The organism is Streptomyces coeruleorubidus (assembly GCF_008705135.1).
GTDB classification, from domain to species: Bacteria; Actinomycetota; Actinomycetes; order Streptomycetales; family Streptomycetaceae; genus Streptomyces; species Streptomyces coeruleofuscus.
The window spans coordinates 907,366-922,685 of the sequence record NZ_CP023694.1 but is presented as its reverse complement, the minus strand read 5'-3'; the positions used below and the strand labels follow the sequence as shown (position 1 = coordinate 922,685).

15 protein-coding genes are annotated in these 15,320 nt (G+C 69.9%); 6 read left to right on the top strand and 9 right to left on the bottom strand.

What is annotated here, in order from left to right:
• Window positions 1-105 precede the first annotated feature (105 nt).
• The 9 genes from CP976_RS04240 to CP976_RS04205 form a co-directional block, all read right to left on the bottom strand.
• Window positions 106-1,071 (bottom strand): ABC transporter permease, encoded by a 966-nt coding sequence (locus CP976_RS04240; protein WP_208838929.1) that lies wholly within the window; start codon window positions 1,069-1,071, stop codon window positions 106-108.
• Window positions 1,068-1,904 carry an ABC transporter ATP-binding protein gene (locus CP976_RS04235; RefSeq protein ID WP_150479080.1) on the bottom strand — a complete coding sequence of 279 codons (837 nt, stop codon included), beginning with the start codon at window positions 1,902-1,904 and terminating at the stop codon, window positions 1,068-1,070. The genes CP976_RS04240 and CP976_RS04235 overlap by 4 nt, the downstream gene beginning before the upstream one ends.
• 4 nt (window positions 1,905-1,908) lie before the next feature.
• Entirely contained in the window at window positions 1,909-2,955 is a 1,047-nt protein-coding gene (locus CP976_RS04230) for an ABC transporter substrate-binding protein (protein ID WP_150479079.1), read from the bottom strand.
• Window positions 2,956-3,111: 156 nt separating this feature from the next.
• Window positions 3,112-3,204: a putative leader peptide gene (locus tag CP976_RS44635; RefSeq protein ID WP_359032849.1), complete on the bottom strand. Its 93-nt coding sequence runs from the start codon at window positions 3,202-3,204 to the stop codon at window positions 3,112-3,114.
• Window positions 3,205-3,358: 154 nt separating this feature from the next.
• Entirely contained in the window at window positions 3,359-4,141 is a 783-nt protein-coding gene (locus tag CP976_RS04225) for a sulfite exporter TauE/SafE family protein (RefSeq protein ID WP_150479078.1), read from the bottom strand.
• Window positions 4,142-4,183: 42 nt separating this feature from the next.
• Complete coding sequence (locus tag CP976_RS04220) at window positions 4,184-5,413, bottom strand: acyl-CoA dehydrogenase family protein (RefSeq protein WP_150479077.1); 1,230 nt, start codon at window positions 5,411-5,413, stop codon at window positions 4,184-4,186.
• A 13-nt stretch (window positions 5,414-5,426) separates the two neighbouring features.
• Entirely contained in the window at window positions 5,427-5,996 is a 570-nt protein-coding gene (locus CP976_RS04215) for a winged helix-turn-helix domain-containing protein (RefSeq protein ID WP_150479076.1), read from the bottom strand.
• Window positions 5,997-6,267: 271 nt separating this feature from the next.
• The gene (locus CP976_RS04210; RefSeq protein ID WP_150479075.1) at window positions 6,268-8,244 is read right to left on the bottom strand and encodes an FAD/NAD(P)-binding protein; all 1,977 of its coding nucleotides are present in this window, start codon (window positions 8,242-8,244) and stop codon (window positions 6,268-6,270) included.
• Window positions 8,241-9,248: an amino acid ABC transporter permease gene (locus CP976_RS04205; protein ID WP_150479074.1), complete on the bottom strand. Its 1,008-nt coding sequence runs from the start codon at window positions 9,246-9,248 to the stop codon at window positions 8,241-8,243. The genes CP976_RS04210 and CP976_RS04205 overlap by 4 nt, the downstream gene beginning before the upstream one ends.
• A 598-nt stretch (window positions 9,249-9,846) precedes the next feature.
• Between CP976_RS04205 and CP976_RS04200 the strand changes: the two genes are divergently transcribed.
• Genes CP976_RS04200 through CP976_RS04175 form a run of 6 tightly spaced genes read left to right on the top strand, consistent with a single transcriptional unit; the run spans window position 9,847 to window position 15,292 of the window.
• Entirely contained in the window at window positions 9,847-10,983 is a 1,137-nt protein-coding gene (locus CP976_RS04200) for an LLM class flavin-dependent oxidoreductase (protein ID WP_150479073.1), read from the top strand.
• Window positions 10,980-11,477 (top strand): GNAT family N-acetyltransferase, encoded by a 498-nt coding sequence (locus CP976_RS04195; protein WP_150479072.1) that lies wholly within the window; start codon window positions 10,980-10,982, stop codon window positions 11,475-11,477. The genes CP976_RS04200 and CP976_RS04195 overlap by 4 nt, the downstream gene beginning before the upstream one ends.
• Window positions 11,474-12,427 (top strand): ABC transporter substrate-binding protein, encoded by a 954-nt coding sequence (locus CP976_RS04190; protein WP_373304919.1) that lies wholly within the window; start codon window positions 11,474-11,476, stop codon window positions 12,425-12,427. Before CP976_RS04195 ends, CP976_RS04190 begins: the two co-directional genes overlap by 4 nt.
• Window positions 12,428-12,448: 21 nt before the next feature.
• Entirely contained in the window at window positions 12,449-13,471 is a 1,023-nt protein-coding gene (locus CP976_RS04185; RefSeq protein ID WP_150479071.1) for an amino acid ABC transporter permease, read from the top strand.
• Window positions 13,468-14,274: an amino acid ABC transporter ATP-binding protein gene (locus tag CP976_RS04180; protein WP_280117399.1), complete on the top strand. Its 807-nt coding sequence runs from the start codon at window positions 13,468-13,470 to the stop codon at window positions 14,272-14,274. The genes CP976_RS04185 and CP976_RS04180 overlap by 4 nt, the downstream gene beginning before the upstream one ends.
• 10 nt (window positions 14,275-14,284) lie before the next feature.
• Window positions 14,285-15,292 carry an ABC transporter substrate-binding protein gene (locus CP976_RS04175; RefSeq protein ID WP_373304918.1) on the top strand — a complete coding sequence of 336 codons (1,008 nt, stop codon included), beginning with the start codon at window positions 14,285-14,287 and terminating at the stop codon, window positions 15,290-15,292.
• Window positions 15,293-15,320: the final 28 nt, after the last annotated feature.

Sequence of the window (15,320 nt, the reverse complement as noted above, 5' to 3'; positions counted from 1 at the left end):
GCCGGGGGGGCTGGTCGCGGTCATGGGGTTCCTCGGATCGGGTGATCGAGACGATCGGGAGAAGGAAGGGATCGGCGAAGACGGTGGGACGAGAGGGCGGCCGAGTCAGCCGCCGACCGGTATGCGCCAGGAACTGAGCCGCCGCTCCATGGCCACCAGAAACTGGTTGAAGATCACGCCGATGCCGGAGATCGTGATGATGCCCGCGTACATCTGCGGGATCGCGAAGTTGTACTGCGAGGCGTTGATCAGATAGCCGAGGCCTGCCTTGGCGCCGATCATCTCGGCGGCGACCAGCACCAGGATGGACACCGCTCCCGCCAGCCGGATGCCGGTGAACATCACCGGCACCGAGGCCGGCAGGATGACCTTCTGGAACAGACGGGGCGCGGACAGGTCCATCGACTTCGCCAGCTTCAGCAGGGTCGGGTCGACGTTGCGGACCGCGCTGATGGTGTTGAGCAGGATCGGCCAGGTGCACGCGTACACCACGATGGAGATCTTCGAAGTCTCGCCGATGCCCAGCAGCAGCACGAACACCGGCAGCAGGGCCAGCGCGGCGGTGTTGCGGAACACCTCCAGCAGCGGTCCGAGGAGGTCGGCGATCGGCCGGTACCAGCCGATCAGCAGCCCGAGCGGCACCGCGACGGCCACCGCGAGACCGAATCCGCTGAACGAACGCGTCAGACTGGCACGCGCGTTGTCGGCGAGCTGACCGTCGACAGCCAGCCCCCACCACGCGCGGGCGACCTCGCTGAAGGGTGGCAGGAAGGTCCGGTCGACCAGGCCGAGTCGAGGTGCGGTCTCCCACAGCAACAGCAGAGCCACGATCGCCGCGGACTTGGTCGCCCCGTTCAGCAGCAGGTACGGCAGTCGGCGGACCGCCCGGCGGATCCGGGCCCTGGAGGAAGGGGCTCGGCGCGCGTCCGACGGTACGAGGCCGAGGCCAGGTGGCGCGAGCCCAGCGGACCCGGCGGACGCGGCGGTGGAGAGGGCCGGGCCGGGCGCGGCGGTGCTCTCCGAGCCCCTCGCCGTGGTCTCGTCGGTGGCCGTGCCGGTTGTGGGACTCATACGGAAGCCTCCTCCTTCTCCAACTGCTGGGCCCTGGCCACCTCGTCGTGCAGCAGCGACCAGATCTCGTGCCGGTGGCGCGCGAACTCGGGGCTGGAGCGGAGGTCGTCCGTCGCCGTACGGGAGCCGAGGGCGATCGGCACGATCTGCTTGATGCGGCCCGGCCTGGACGTCATGACGGCGACGCGCTGTCCCAGGTAGACGGCTTCGTCGATGCCGTGCGTGATGAAGACGACGGTCTTGCCGGTGCGCTGCCAGATGCGCAGCAGTTCGTCCTGCAGGGACTCCCGGGTCTGGGCGTCCAGCGCGGCGAACGGCTCGTCCATCAGCAGCACATCGGGGTCGTAGGCGAGGCTGCGGGCGATCGCCACCCGCTGCCGCATCCCGCCGGACAGCTCATGAGGATGGCGGTCCTCGAACCCGGTCAGGCCGACCAGATCCAGGAACTCCCTGGCCCGTGCCCCACGTTGACGTCGGGGGACGCCGGTGGCCTCCAGGCCGAACTCGACATTGCCCTGCGCCGTGCGCCACGGCAGCAGCGCGTACTGCTGGAACACGATGCCTCGGTCCAGGCCCGGTCCGGTGACGGGTTCGCCGTCCAGCAGGATCCGTCCGCCGGTGGGGCGGGCGAGTCCGCCGAGCAGATCCAGCAGTGTTGACTTGCCGCAGCCGCTGGGACCGACCAGGACGATGAACTCACCGGCCGCTATCTCCAGATCGATACCGTCAAGGGCGGTGAACCGGGTTGGCTGCCGAGTTCCCGTCCTGTCCTTGACGGTGAAGTCCTTCCGTACGTCCTCGAACACGATCTTGGGTGTGGTGGATTCCGGCATGGGATCAGCTCCCGCTCTTCGGTGCGGAGGAGGAATTCGCATTGCCGTTGAACTCATTGGTGTAGAGGTCCGACAGCGTGACCTGGCCCTTTTGGATGTCGCCGCGGTCGGCCAGCCAGTCGATCCACAGCTGGAGTTCCTTGCCGGTGATCAGGCCCGCCCTCTCGGCCACACCGTAGGACCGCCAGTACTTCAGGGGCGCGGTGTCCTCGTTGCGGCCGCGCTTGTTCACGATGTCCGTCATCCGGGCGACGACCTCGTCGCGCGGAGTGGAACGGGACCACTCGATGGCCCGCCCCACGGCGGTGACGAAGATCCGGGCCGTGTCCGGGTTCTGCTTCAGGAAGCGGTCCGTCATCACGTAGGTGCCGGCGCTGAACGCACCGAGCAGTCGGTAGTCGGTGAAGAGCGGGCGGATGCCACCGGTGGCCAGTGCCTTGTCGCGCAGGATGCCGCCGAGCACGGCCACATCGATCTGCTTCTGCCGCAGCGACTGCTCGGTGTTGACCGGGGGTACCACGAGCGGTTCGACCTTGCCGATCTCCGCCCGGGACAGACCACCGCGCTGAAGATAGATGTCGAGCATGGCCTCGGAGTGAGCTCCGAGGGTGTTCATTCCGACCTTCTTGCCGAGCAGATCCCGGGCCGAGCGGATCGGGCTGTCCTCGAGGACGTAGAAGCCGTTGTAGGCGTACTTGTCGGCCCCGTAGTAGCTGATGACGGCCTTGACGGGGGCGTTGTTCGCGGCCAGTTTGACGACCGCGCCGTTGAACGCGCCGCCGAAGTCGACCTGGCCCGTGGCCGCGGACTGGATGTCCTGCGGCCCGCTGATGGTGTTGCCGACCCACTCCAGCTTCAGGTCCTCCAGATAGCCGAGATCCTCGGCCAGCTCCGGCAAGGTCACCTGACCCGCCCAGCCCTGGTACCGGAGCGTCTTGGTCCGGCCCTTGCCGGACGTGGCTCCGGTCGCGGCCGTGCCGCAGCTCACCGCCACCGTCGAGAGACCGAGCAGAGTGAGGAACTGACGTCGGGTCGATGCCGTAGTGGCCATGGAAGGGTCCTGTTCAGGAAACCGGTCAGGGAAATGCAGACGTCGAATGGCGGAAAGAGGCCCCGGTGAAAAGGGCTACGACGAGCCTGACGTTTGCGAAAACAGCGGCTTGGCGCAGAAGCCGGCTGTGAAATGGAGCGAAGGGAGCTGTGCCTGTCAGTGAGTGCGGCGACCGGCGGCACAGATGGCGCTGGCCTGACGTCGCAGATCGACGTGCAGGCGCGCGGCGAGGGTCTCGGAATTGCTCACAGCCACGAGAGTTGCAGCGGAATCCAGCCAGGTCAATGTCGCTTGCGGACGCGTCTCATATTCTCAACGGTGCGACATGCGCACGAAGTGCGGTGTTCACAATTCTCCGGACGGGCGGCGGCGTGGTGACCGTCGTCTGCGTCGGCCCCGGCCGTCAGCGCAGTGACTGCACGGCGTAGAGGGCACCGAGGACGGCGGCCAGGACGCCGAGCAGGAGGCGAAGTGCGGTCTCGGGCAGACGAGGTCGCAGACAGGCACCGAGGTAGCCCCCGACCAGTCCGCCGAGACCGCAGGCCAGGCCGAGGTGCCAGTCAGGGGCGATGTCACCGGAGCCGGTCAGGGACAACAGCGCGAAGGCCGCGGCACCGGCCACGGAGGTGGCGAAAGTGGAGGCGAGGGCGGCCGGCGCCACCCGCGCGACGGGCATGCCCCGGCCGACCAGGACGGGGCCGAGGATGGATCCGCCGCCGATCCCGTAGATCCCGCCGACAACGCCGACGACCAGGGACAGTCCGGTGATGGTTCGGGGGGAGGGTTCCGCAGCCGGGGCCGGCCGGGTGGGCCGGATGGTTCGCCCGATGAGCCACAGGCCCAGTGGCATCAGCAGAGCCGCGACCAAGAGGCGGAATGCGGTGGCCCCCGGGACGGCGAAGACCCGTACCACGGCGCCGATGACCACACCCGGCAGCGTGCCGGCCACCAGGCGGCGCGTCAGCGCGCTGTGCAGCAGCCCCTCGCGGTGGTGGCGCAGCAGGGCGCCGGGCCCGGCCACCACGTTGTACAGCAGGTTGGTGGGCGTGACCGCCGGGCTGGGCACCCCGAGTACGCTCAACTGCACGGGAAGCAGGAACACCGCTCCCGAAACGCCCACCGGCGCGGTCACCACCGCTATGAGCAGGCCGGCGGTCAGACCTGCCAGCCCCGTCGACCATGTCATGGCAGCCCTCTGAATGAACGTCCGTCCAGTATCGCCTCCTGGTCAGGCGGGCAGGACGAACGGAGGGTGGGCGCCGTTGAGGAAGTAGTGTCCGACGTCGCGGAGCCGGTGGGTGACGGGCTCGTACAGGGTGTGGGTTCGGGCGTTGCGCCAGAACCGGTCGAAGCCCAGCCGCGCGGAGGTGGAGCGGGCACCGACGATTTCCAGGGCGCGGGTGGTGGACTCCTGCGCTGCCCCGGCCGCGGCGGTTTCGGCCATGGCCACGAGGGCGGAAATGTCCGCGGACTCGTCGTAGGTGAGGTCGTCGCCGCGCTCAAGGCCGCCCCGCACGGCTTCCAGGGCCTGATCGGTGAGTGCCGACGCGGAGCGGGTGAGGACGGTGAGTTCTCCGTAGGCGGTCTGCACCTGCGGGTCCTGCGGGGTACCGGCCGGCCAGGCGGGGTGCCAGGGCGCGTGGCCCGTCCTGCTGAACTCACGGGCTTCGGCGAGCACTCCCTCGGCCATGCCGAGAAGGAGCTGGGCGGAGAAGAGACGCCCGACCGGAGATGCCAGGGCGGCCCGGGGCGACAGCAAGTCCTCGTCCGCGGACAGGGAGCCGAGCACGTCGTCGGCACCCACCGGTACGTCGTCGAACTCCACGCTGCCGCCGGCCGCGAGCCGCTGGCCGAAGGGGTCGGCGTCGCCGTCGATCGTCACACCGCGACGGGCGGGATCCACCACGACGGCGAGTGGCTCACCCGTGTCCTTCCGCACGGCGCGCACGGCGAGACGGTCGGCGACCAGGACCCCGGTGGTATAGCTCTGCCGACCGTCGAGCACCAGTCCGTGGGAGGTCCTGGCCAGCATCAGAGGCGGCTCCTGACGTGCGAAACCGCCGCCCCAGCACCACTCCTCGGCCGCGGACCGCTCCTCGATCTGCGCGGCGAGAGCGGGCCCGGCGAAGAAGCGGGCACTCCACGACAGGAAGTAGTGAGAGCCGAGCAGTTGGCCGATCGCGCCGTCGGCTGGGGCGATCTCCCGGACGACGGCGTAAGCCGTCAGCCAGTCCGCGCCGCCTTCCTGGGACCCGGCCGGCATCAGGAGCGACAGCAGTCCCGCCTCGCGCAGCCGGGACACCTCGTCGAACGGGGCCTTGCCCGCCTGCTCCCTGGCCACGGTGTCCGTGGCCAGGTCGTCCGCCGCTTCACGGGCCACGCGCAGCCAGTGAGCTCGGCCGGGTGCGGTCATGTCGGATGGCGGGGTGGGGCGGGACGGCGCGGAGGCAAGGCCCATGGAAGTGGTCTCCTCAAGGTCGGCCGCAGAGCGCGGCGTCGGGGCTCACCTGCTGGTCGGGCACGTACTTGTAACCCACGCGCCGAACGGTGACGATCCGGTGCCGGTGAGCCCGGCCCAGCTTGCGACGCAGGCGGGCGACGTGGACATCCACGGTGCGGCCGTCGCCGATGTGGTCGTAGCCCCAGACGGCGGCCACCAGCCCGTCGCGCGACTGTACGTGGTGGGGATGCCGAACGAGATGCGCAAGCAGCTCGAACTCCAGGTAGGTGAGGTCGAGTTCACGCCCGTCCACCTCGGCGACATGGCGCGCGGGATCGATGCGGACGACGTCGTCTCCCGTCCGCCGGTCAGGGGCCGGCTCCGCGGCGACGACCGGTCGGATCTCGGGCCGCGGCCTGTCCTTGACGAAGAGCTCGGCGGGATCGGTGCCCTCCGGGACGAGCACGAGGTAGCTGACGAGCGGGGCAGAAGTGTTTCCCTGGGTGCCTCTCCGCGCGGTATCGCCCACCAGGCGAAGACGGGGTGTGTCGGAGAGTGGCGGATCGTGTGGGGTGGCCTGGGCCGGAAGTGCCGTGGTCATGGCGGTTGTCCCTCGGAAGAGTGTCGGGCCGTCAGGCGTAGTGGGTGACCTCACCTGACGCCTGGGAAGGGCGGGGGCGGAGCGGCACGGTGAAGGTGTGAGCCGCGTGCCTCACGCGCGACAGCAGGCGGCACTGACGACGTGACCAAAGTCGACATGCCGACGACGAACGAGTCGTTGCTGTGTACGGGACATGTTCATCATCCTGCGCACCCTGGGTGAACACCGTCAAGGCTTCCCTAGTAATTCCATAGGAAAAGTAGGGAAGGTCTCACACTCTGAGAGACGGGCCGTCCACCTGAGACGTTGCCGTCCCGGCCTCGGTGGTGCTCAGGGCGCGCAGGAGCACGCGGGCCACCGCGTCGTTCTGGCGGAAGGCCGGCGCGTTGGTGCGAGGGCGGGCGAAGGCGGCGACGGCCCGGCTGTTGGTGGGGGCGCCGAGGGCGATGCGGCGGGGATGGGGGCTGCCGAGGGACGGGTCGACGAGGTGGCCCTCCGCGGGGGAGACCGCGAGCAGGCCGGAGCGGTGGGTGTGAGTGGGGTCGGTGATGACCTCCTCGGTGAGGGCGCCGGTCCGGTGCAGGTCGCGCAGGAGGGGGTCCTCGGTGCGGTCGAGGGAGGGGCCGGGCAGGTACGCCTCGATCAGGGCCGTGGCGTGGGAGATGTGCCCGGGGACGGTGGAGCTGGTCGCGGTGAAGGTGCCGGTGCTCTCGTCGGTGCCGATGCGGACGTCGGCGCCCAGGAAGTGGACGATGCCGGCCCGGGACAGCGCGAGGAGCTGACGCAGGCGGAAGCCGGGCGGGCCCGAGGCGAGGAAGCTGAAGAAGCCGTGCCACCAGCCGTCGAGTCGCTCGGCGACGGACCGCGCGGTCAGCCGTCCCGCGGCGACCAGACGGGGCAGCTGGCCGTAGACGGAGAGCAGGGCGAGGAACGCTCCGAGGTCGGCGCTGAACTCCGGGTCCTCGCGGCGGGCGACATCCTCGGCGATGTGCTCGCGCAGATGCTCCTGGAGCGCGTCCGCCGTCGGGAACGCGAGTCCGTCCAGCGGATGGTCCAGGACCTCGAAGTCCAGGCGGTCCGCCGGATCGGGTACCGCCGTGGCGACGAGGGCCGCCATGTCGTCGTCGTACCAGCCCAGACGGTCGTACGCGGCGATGAAATCCGCCCAGGGAAGAGCGGTGCGCTCGGGATGGGCGTGGAAGAGCTCGTGGTAGTGGCCGAAGCCGATCTCCTTCGCCATCAGCGGCCACACATCGCACCGCAGGTCCAGCGGGCGTCCCTCGGCGAGCAGCGCGTCGACCGCCTCGGGCCCGAAGTGGCGCGGCAGCGGGGGCCGAGGGCCCTGGAGCCGGTAGCGGGTCTTGGAGTGGTACGGCACCCCGCGCCGCGACCCGACGTGCAGGACGGGCTCGCGACCGGACGGAAGGTAGGTGAGGGTGCCGTCGGCCTCGGTGCGGTACGTGCCGCCGCGGCCCTCGGTGAGCAGCGTCATCAGGTCGATGAAGGCCAGGCCGAAGCCGCGCAGGAGGACGTGCTCGCCGGGCCGCAGCCCGGACAGGTCGGCGTCGGCGGAGAACTCCGGCGAGAGGTGGAAGCGGCCGTGGCGGAGGGCGAAGGCGGCGTGGTCGCGGTGCTCGGCGGTGGGCGTGGAGCCGAGGTGTCCCTGGGCCAGGACCACCAGGTCGGCGGTGAGCGGGGTGGCGCGGTCGGCGAGGTGCACGTATTGCGGGCCGTCCGGGGGGCCGGTGACGGCGGTCGCGGTGGTGCGGTGCCACTCGACGGTGACCGAGGGTGGCAGCTCGGTCAGCGTCCTGCGGAAGACCCAGTCCAGGTAGGCGCTCTGCGCGCGGCGGGTGGGGAAGTCGGCCCCGGTGAGCGTGCGTAGTTCGGCGAGCACTTCCGGGTCGGCGGGTTCGGCGTACGGGGTGTGGCGTGGGCCCCGGCCGGAGAACTGGGCGGCCCACTCGGCGAGCGACGGGCCGGGCCGCACCGGGCCCTCGATGGTGGACGACTCGTCGGTGAACATGGTGACGTCCTCGGCCATGGAATTCATCCGGAGCAGCGCCGACTGCTCGTGCCGCCAGATGCGTCCCGGGCCGGGCGGGTGCGGGTCCACAAGGTGGATGCGCAACTCCCGTGACCCGTCCCACAGTTCGCGTGCGTTGGCGGCGATGCGCTCCAGCAGGCCGGTGGCGCGCGGGCCCGCGCCGACGATGACCAGGACGGCCGTGGAGGGGGTGCTGCTCACCGGTCACCGCCGATCGCCGGGCGGGCGTCGGCAGCGGTCGCCGCACTCAGCCGGTGGCGTACGGCGGTCAGGTGGCCCCGCAGCCGCTGCAGCGGAGTGGGCGGCAGGGCGCGGGAGTTGCCGCGGGCGTAGTACCGCTCGACGTAGAACTGACCCGCGCTGAGCACGGTGGTGACGGCGATGTACCAGAGGGTGGCGACCATCAGCAGCGGGATGACCTGGTAGGTCTGGTTGTAGATCAGCTGCACCGAGTACAGCAGGTCGTGCACGGCCAGCACGCTGACGATGCTGGTGCCCTTGAGGGTGCCGATCAGCATGTTGCCGGCGGTCGGCACGATGGAGCGCATCGCCTGGGGGACAACGATCCGGCGCAGCGTGCGGCGTCTGCTCAGACCGAGTGCCTGGGCGGCCTCGGTCTGCCCGGAGTCCACGGAGAGGATGCCGCCGCGCACCACCTCGGCTGCGTAGGCGCTCTCGTGCAGGGTCAGGCCGATGACGGCCGTCAGGGTGGGGCCGAGCAGGTTGACCGTCTTGACGGTGATGAACTGCGGGCCGAACGGGATGCCGAGGCCGAGCGTCGGGTAGAGCGCGCCGATGTTGAACCAGAACAGCAGCTGCACCAGCAGGGGAGTGGACCGGAAGATCCACACATAGCCCCAACTCAGCGTCCGCAGCACTGCGTTGGCGGACAGCCGCATCACCGCGAGCACGGTGCCGAGCAGGAAGCCGAGCACCATCACCACAGCCGTCAGCCACAGGGAGAGCAGCAGCCCTTCGAGCACGGCGGCGGTGGTGAAGTATTGGCCCACCACGTCCCACTGGAACGCCCGGTTGCGGACGACGGAGTTGAGCACCATCGCGAAGAGCAGCAGGGCGACCGCAGCGGTCAGCCACCGGCCGAGGTGCCGGCGAGGCACGATCCGCGGCACGTCCGGGCCGAGGGCGCCCACTCGATGCGGTGGCTTCGCGGCAGGGGCTGGCGTGACTTCGGAAGACATGACCATGGAGAGGCTCTCCGGGGGGAAGGGAATCGCAGGCGGGGTGACCACCCGGTGGCACCCGTAGGGAGCGCAACGGCACAGGCGCTGCGTGCGTACGGTGCGGCCGGGGCTCGGCGTCGTCACATTCGCCGCGTCCCTCAACGCGGCCGGAGAGGCTGCCGCGCATCGCGGAGCCGGTCCGCCGTCGATCGTATGTGCCCGTGGCGTCGATGTGTCAACAGCGCGCAGAGAGGCGCTGGTCGAGGCGGTCCGGTATCCGGGCGCTGCTTGACGAGCGCAGCGATGTACTGCTCAAGTAGTCGCATGAATGCCCAGCAGCGCTTGGTCACGCGCGATCACATCGACTTCGGTCGGGTGTGGTCCGCGGCGTGTTGCGCCTGACTCGGCAGCGGGCCGTCTGACCGGCCCTTCCCTCCCTCGGTGACCCCGTCGCGGGCCGAGCTCTCTCTTCACGCGCGCTGCCGCAGCCCCGCTTCTCCCGACGCTCGACGTCGTCACGACTGCACCGACCTGTCTGCCTGAAGGTCTGTTCGCTCATGCCCGCACGCAAGGCGATTCCGCCATGCCCGCGTGCCGCCGCCATCCCTGAAAGGCCACTCCCATGCCCGTGGAGTTCCTTGGCATCGCCGCGACCAACGACGGCTCCGAAACGACCCCGCGCTCCGGCGCCGCCTTCGACAAGGAGTACACGCTCCGGCTGGCCCGGGCACACGAGGACCACGGCTGGGACCGGGTGCTGTTCGCCTACGGCTCCGGATCACCCGATCCGGCACCGGCCGCCGCGTACATCGCGAGCCGGCTGGACCGCCTCCAGATCCTCCTCGCCCACCGGCCCAACGTCTCGTACCCGACCTTCGCCGCCAAGACCTTCGCGACCCTCGACCGGATCAGCGAGGGCCGCCTGACCGTGCACTTCATCACCGGCGGCAACGACCGCGAACAGGGCCGCGAGGGCGACACGCTCAGCAAGGACGAGCGCTACGCCCGCACCCGCGAGTACATCGGGATCGTCAAGAAGATCTGGACGACGCACGAGCCCTTCGACCACGAGGGCGAGCACTACCGCTTCCACGACTTCGTCAGCGACGTCTTCCCGGTCCAGCAGCCCCGCCCCGACGTGTCGTTCGGCGGCTCGTCGCCCGCCGCGTACGCCGCCGGGGGCGCCGAGGCCGACGTCTACTGCCTGTGGGGCGAGCCGCTGGAGAAGACCGCCGAGCAGATCGAGAACGTGAAGGCCGCGGCGAGGGCGGCCGGCCGCACCGACGTGCCGCGTGTCCAGGTCGCCTTCCGCCCGATCATCGCCCCGACCGAGGAACTGGCCTGGGAGAAGGCCCACCGCACGGTCGGCGCGATCAAGGCCCGCAAGGAGAAGGGCGAGTCGATCACCAAGCGTCACAACGGGCTCGCCCAGCCGCAGAACGCCGGTTCGCAGCGGCTGATCGCCATTGCCGACGAGGGCGAGCGCTACGACCGCGCCCTGTGGACCCCGACGGCCGCCGCGACCGGTGGCGCGGGCAACTCCAACGCGCTGGTCGGCACGCCGGAGACGGTCGCCCAGGCGCTGCTCGACTACTACGACCTCGGTGTCGACATCCTCTCCGCCCGGGGCTACGACCTGCTGGGTGACGCCATCGACTTCGGCCGGTACGTGATTCCGATCGTCCGCGAGGAGGTCGCCAAGCGCGACGCCGAGCGGGCGGCCCGCGGGACGCAGAATCTCACGGCGGTGAACGGATGACGTCCGCACCGGAACTGACATTCATTCACGTCCCCGTCTCGGACCCCCGCGTCGAACCGCTGCTGCTCGAACTCGGCAACGAGTACTCCCGCCGCTACGGCAGGGACGCGCACGCCGAGATCGCCCGCTATCCCGACGACGAGTTCACCGAACCGCACGGCGGTCTGCTCCTGCTGCTCCTGGAACGCGGCGAACCCGTCGCGGGCGGCGCATTCCGCCGGTACGACCTGGCCACGGCCGAGCTGAAGCGGATCTGGACCCACTCCGCCCACCGGCGGCGCGGTCTGGCCCGGCGCGTGGTCGCCGAGCTGGAGCACGAGGCGTCCCTCCGCGGCTACCGGCGGATCTTCCTCACGACCGGCCCGCGCCAGCCCGAGGCCCGCGCCCTGTATCTGGCCACCGGCTACACCCCGCTGTTCGACACGGAGGCCGACCCGGAGTCCATCGGTCCGCTGCCGTTCGAGAAACACCTCGGAGAGGCCCTCACACAGTGAACATCCGCACGATCAGCACCCGTCTACGCGGCACCGCCGCCTTCGTGCTGCTGCCCGCCCTGGCGCTGACGGCCTGCGGCTCCGGCGGCACGGCCGGGACCGGTCCGGTGGGCGCGCAGTCTTCCGCGCCGACCGACGACCCGGTCGCCGCCGTACGCGAGGTGGACTCGGTCGCCGCCCTGCTGCCCGCCGACGTCCGCAAGGCGGGCACGCTGCGCATCGGCAGCTCGATCGGGTTCCCGCCCGGTGCCTACTACCCGGACGGGCCCGGCAAGCCACCCGCGGGCCAGGACATCGACATCACCGACGCGGTGGCGAAGATCCTCGGTGTGAAGGCGGTGCGTCAGGACGCCTCGTTCGAAACGATCCTGCCCGCCCTGGGCAGCGGCAAGTACGACGTCGGCACCGGCAACTTCGGCGTCACCACCCAGCGCCTGAAGACCGTCGACTTCGTCACCTACATCAACGACGGCCAGGGCTTCGCGGTGAAGAAGGGCACCACCACGCTCAAGAAGAAGGTCACCGACCTGACCCAGCTGTGCGGCCTGACCATCGGCACCGGAGCCGGCACCACCTTCGAGACGACCCTCACCGCACAGAAGGACGTGTGTGCCAAGGCCGGCAAGAAGCCGTACGAGGTGAAGGTCTACTCGGAGAACGGCGCGACGCTCACCGCGCTCCAGCAGGGCCGCATCGACGTGATCATGTCGACCATCAACGGCCTGCGCTACCAGGCGTCCCAGCCCGCGGCGCAGACCGCCTTCCTCGGCGAGTACCACCGCCTCGACGTCGGCTTCGCCTTCAAGAAGGGCTCCCCGCTCACCAAGGCCTTCCAGGCAGCTGTCAACGAGCTGATCGAGGACGGCACCTACGCCCGGATCCTCAAGAAGTGGGGCACCACCGCCTCGGCGATCGACACATCGCAGATCAACCCGCCCGAGCACACATAAGAGTTGAGCAGGAACACCACGATGGCATCCTCAACCGACACCGCGCCGCCCGGCGCGGCCGCCCCGGGCACCGGCCCCGAAGCCCCGCCCACTCCGCACGATCCGGCCTCGCCCAAGGTCGTACCCGCCCGCCACTACGCCCGCTGGGCGGCGGCCGTCGCCGTGGTCGTGCTGGTCGCCCAGTTCGTGCACGGGCTGGCCACCAACCCCGTCTGGGAGTGGCACGTCTTCCGCGACTACGTCTTCTCCGAGACGATCGTGCAAGCGGTGTGGGTGACCCTCCAGCTCACCGCCTACGCCACCGTTCTCGGCTTCCTCCTGGGAACCGTGCTGGCCTTCATGCGGTTGTCGCGCAGCCCGGTGCTGCAGACCGTCGCCTGGAGCTACATCTGGATCTTCCGGTCGATCCCGATGATCGTCCAGCTCGTGTTCTGGTTCAACCTCAGTGCCCTGTACGAGGAGTTGGGCGTCGGCATCCCCTTCGGGCCGGTGTTCTGGTCCGTCGACAGCAACAGCCTGATCGGCACCATCGGCGCCGCCGTCATCGGGCTGACCCTGCATCAGGCCGCCTACGCCGCCGAGATCGTCCGCGGCGGTGTCATCGCCGTCGACCACGGACAACTGGAGGCCGCGGCCGCGCTCGGCATCCCCCGGCTGCGGCAGATCCGCCGGATCGTGCTCCCGCAGGCCATGCGCGCCATCCTGCCCACCGCGGGCAACGAGATCATCGGCCTGCTCAAAGGCACCTCGGTGGTCTACGTGATGTCCATCGGCGAGCTCTTCTACCAGGTGCAGGTCATCTACGGCCGCAACGGCCGGGTGATCCCGCTCCTGCTGGTCGCCACCGCCTGGTACGTCGTCCTCACCTCCCTGCTGTCGATCGCCCAGTACTACGTGGAACGCCGCTACGCCCGGGGCGCCAACCGCACCCCACCACCCACACCGCTCCAGCGCGCCCGGCGCTTCGTACGCAACCTGCGCGCGGCGGCGGCCCGGCGCAACCAGCCCGTCGTACCCCTGAAGCCCTTGGGAGACAGCCGATGAGTGACGTGACGGTGGCAGTCAAGGACGCGAAGCCGGCGGTGGACGGCGTGATGGTGGACGTCCACGGTGTCCACAAGAACTTCGGTCCGCTGGAGGTGCTGCGCGGCGTCGACCTGAGGGTCCGCGCCGGTGAGGTCACCGTGGTCCTCGGCCCGTCCGGCTCCGGGAAGTCCACGCTGCTGCGCACCATCAACCACCTGGAGAAGGTCGACCGCGGCTGGATCAGCATCGACGGCGAACTCATCGGATACCGCCGCTCCGGGAACAAGCTGCACGAGCTCAAGGAGAAGGACGTCCTCAAGCAGCGGACCCACATCGGGTTCGTCTTCCAGAACTTCAACCTCTTCCCGCACCTGACCGTCCTGGAGAACCTCATCGAGGCCCCCGTCTCCGCGCTGCGCCGCCCGCGCAAGGAAGCGGAGGAGAACGCCCGCCGGCTGCTGGAGCGGGTCGGGCTCGCCGACAAGACCGACGCCTATCCCCGGCAGCTCTCCGGCGGCCAGCAACAGCGCGTCGCCATCGCGCGCGCACTCGCCCTCGAACCCAAGGTGCTGCTCTTCGACGAACCCACCTCGGCGCTCGATCCTGAACTGGTCGGCGAGGTCCTCGACGTCATCAAAGACCTGGCCCGCACCGGGACCACGATGATCGTCGTGACCCACGAGATCGGCTTCGCCCGGGAGGTCGCCGACACGGTGGTGTTCATGGACGGCGGAACCGTCGTGGAGCAGGGCCCGCCCGCAGCCGTACTCGACTCCCCGCAGCACGAGCGCACCCGCGCCTTCCTCTCCAAGGTCCTCTGACCGCCACCCCATGACGCACGCAAGGAGCACCACCGTGACCACCCTCGCCGCCCGCCGCACCACCGCCGCAGCGCTCGGAATCGCCGGCGCCCTCCTCCTGGCCGCCTGCGCCAACCCCGACGACGGCGGCACGACCGAGGTCGCGGCCGAGTCGGGCGGCAAGACGAAGATCAACATCAGTCCCGACCAGAACCGCGTCACCACCGGCAAGGTCGACTCCATCGCCTCCGAGGTCCCGGAGAAGATCCGCAAGAGAGGCACCCTGGAACTCGTCGCCTCGTCCGGCTCCGCCGCGCCGCTGACGTTCTACGCCACCGACAACAAGACCGTCATCGGCGTCGAGCCCGACATCGCCCACCTGGTCGCCGACGTCCTCGGACTGAAGGCGCACATCAACACCGTCTCCTGGGAGAACATCTTCGTCGGCCTCGACAGCGCCAAGTACGACGCCGGCTTCAGCAACATCACCGTCACCGAGGAACGCAAGGAGAAGTACGACTTCGCCACCTACCGCGAGGACAACCTGGCCTTCGAGGCGAAGAAGGGCAGCGGCCTGAAGGTCACCGGGCCGAAGGACGTGGCGGGCGAGACCGTCGCCGTGGGCAGCGGCACCAACCAGGAGAAGCTGCTGATCGAGTGGTCGGCGCAGAACAAGAAGGCCGGCCGGAAGCCGGTGGACATCAAGTACTACCAGAACGACAGCGACACCTACCTCGCTCTCCAGTCCGGCCGCATCGACCTCTACCTCGGCCCCAACCCCACCGCCGCCTACCACGCGGCCACCACCGGCAAGACCGAGGTCGTCGGCACCTACTCCGGCGCCGGCGCCCGGCTCCAGGGCCTCATCGCGGCCACCACCAAGAAGGACAGCGGACTCGCCAAGCCGCTCGCCGACGCCCTCAACCACGTCATCGACAACGGCACCTACGCGAAGGTGCTGAAGCGCTGGGGCCTGTCCGACGAGGCCGTGACCAGGTCGGAGATCAACCCGCCCGGCCTGCCCAAGACCGACACGTAGCCGTCGCAGGGTGCGAGGGCGTGAAAGT

What these genes read in the sequence shown, in the direction of transcription:
- CP976_RS04240 (WP_208838929.1), bottom strand. Translation starts at nt 1,071, where the DNA reads ATGAGTCCCACAACCGGCACGGCCACCGACGAGACCACGGCGAGGGGC.
- CP976_RS04235 (WP_150479080.1), bottom strand. Translation starts at nt 1,904, where the DNA reads ATGCCGGAATCCACCACACCCAAGATCGTGTTCGAGGACGTACGGAAG.
- CP976_RS04230 (WP_150479079.1), bottom strand. Translation starts at nt 2,955, where the DNA reads ATGGCCACTACGGCATCGACCCGACGTCAGTTCCTCACTCTGCTCGGT.
- CP976_RS04225 (WP_150479078.1), bottom strand. Translation starts at nt 4,141, where the DNA reads ATGACATGGTCGACGGGGCTGGCAGGTCTGACCGCCGGCCTGCTCATA.
- CP976_RS04220 (WP_150479077.1), bottom strand. Translation starts at nt 5,413, where the DNA reads ATGGGCCTTGCCTCCGCGCCGTCCCGCCCCACCCCGCCATCCGACATG.
- CP976_RS04215 (WP_150479076.1), bottom strand. Translation starts at nt 5,996, where the DNA reads ATGACCACGGCACTTCCGGCCCAGGCCACCCCACACGATCCGCCACTC.
- CP976_RS04205 (WP_150479074.1), bottom strand. Translation starts at nt 9,248, where the DNA reads ATGGTCATGTCTTCCGAAGTCACGCCAGCCCCTGCCGCGAAGCCACCG.
- CP976_RS04200 (WP_150479073.1), top strand. Translation starts at nt 9,847, where the DNA reads ATGCCCGTGGAGTTCCTTGGCATCGCCGCGACCAACGACGGCTCCGAA.
- CP976_RS04195 (WP_150479072.1), top strand. Translation starts at nt 10,980, where the DNA reads ATGACGTCCGCACCGGAACTGACATTCATTCACGTCCCCGTCTCGGAC.
- CP976_RS04185 (WP_150479071.1), top strand. Translation starts at nt 12,449, where the DNA reads ATGGCATCCTCAACCGACACCGCGCCGCCCGGCGCGGCCGCCCCGGGC.
- CP976_RS04180 (WP_280117399.1), top strand. Translation starts at nt 13,468, where the DNA reads ATGAGTGACGTGACGGTGGCAGTCAAGGACGCGAAGCCGGCGGTGGAC.
- CP976_RS04175 (WP_373304918.1), top strand. Translation starts at nt 14,285, where the DNA reads ATGACGCACGCAAGGAGCACCACCGTGACCACCCTCGCCGCCCGCCGC.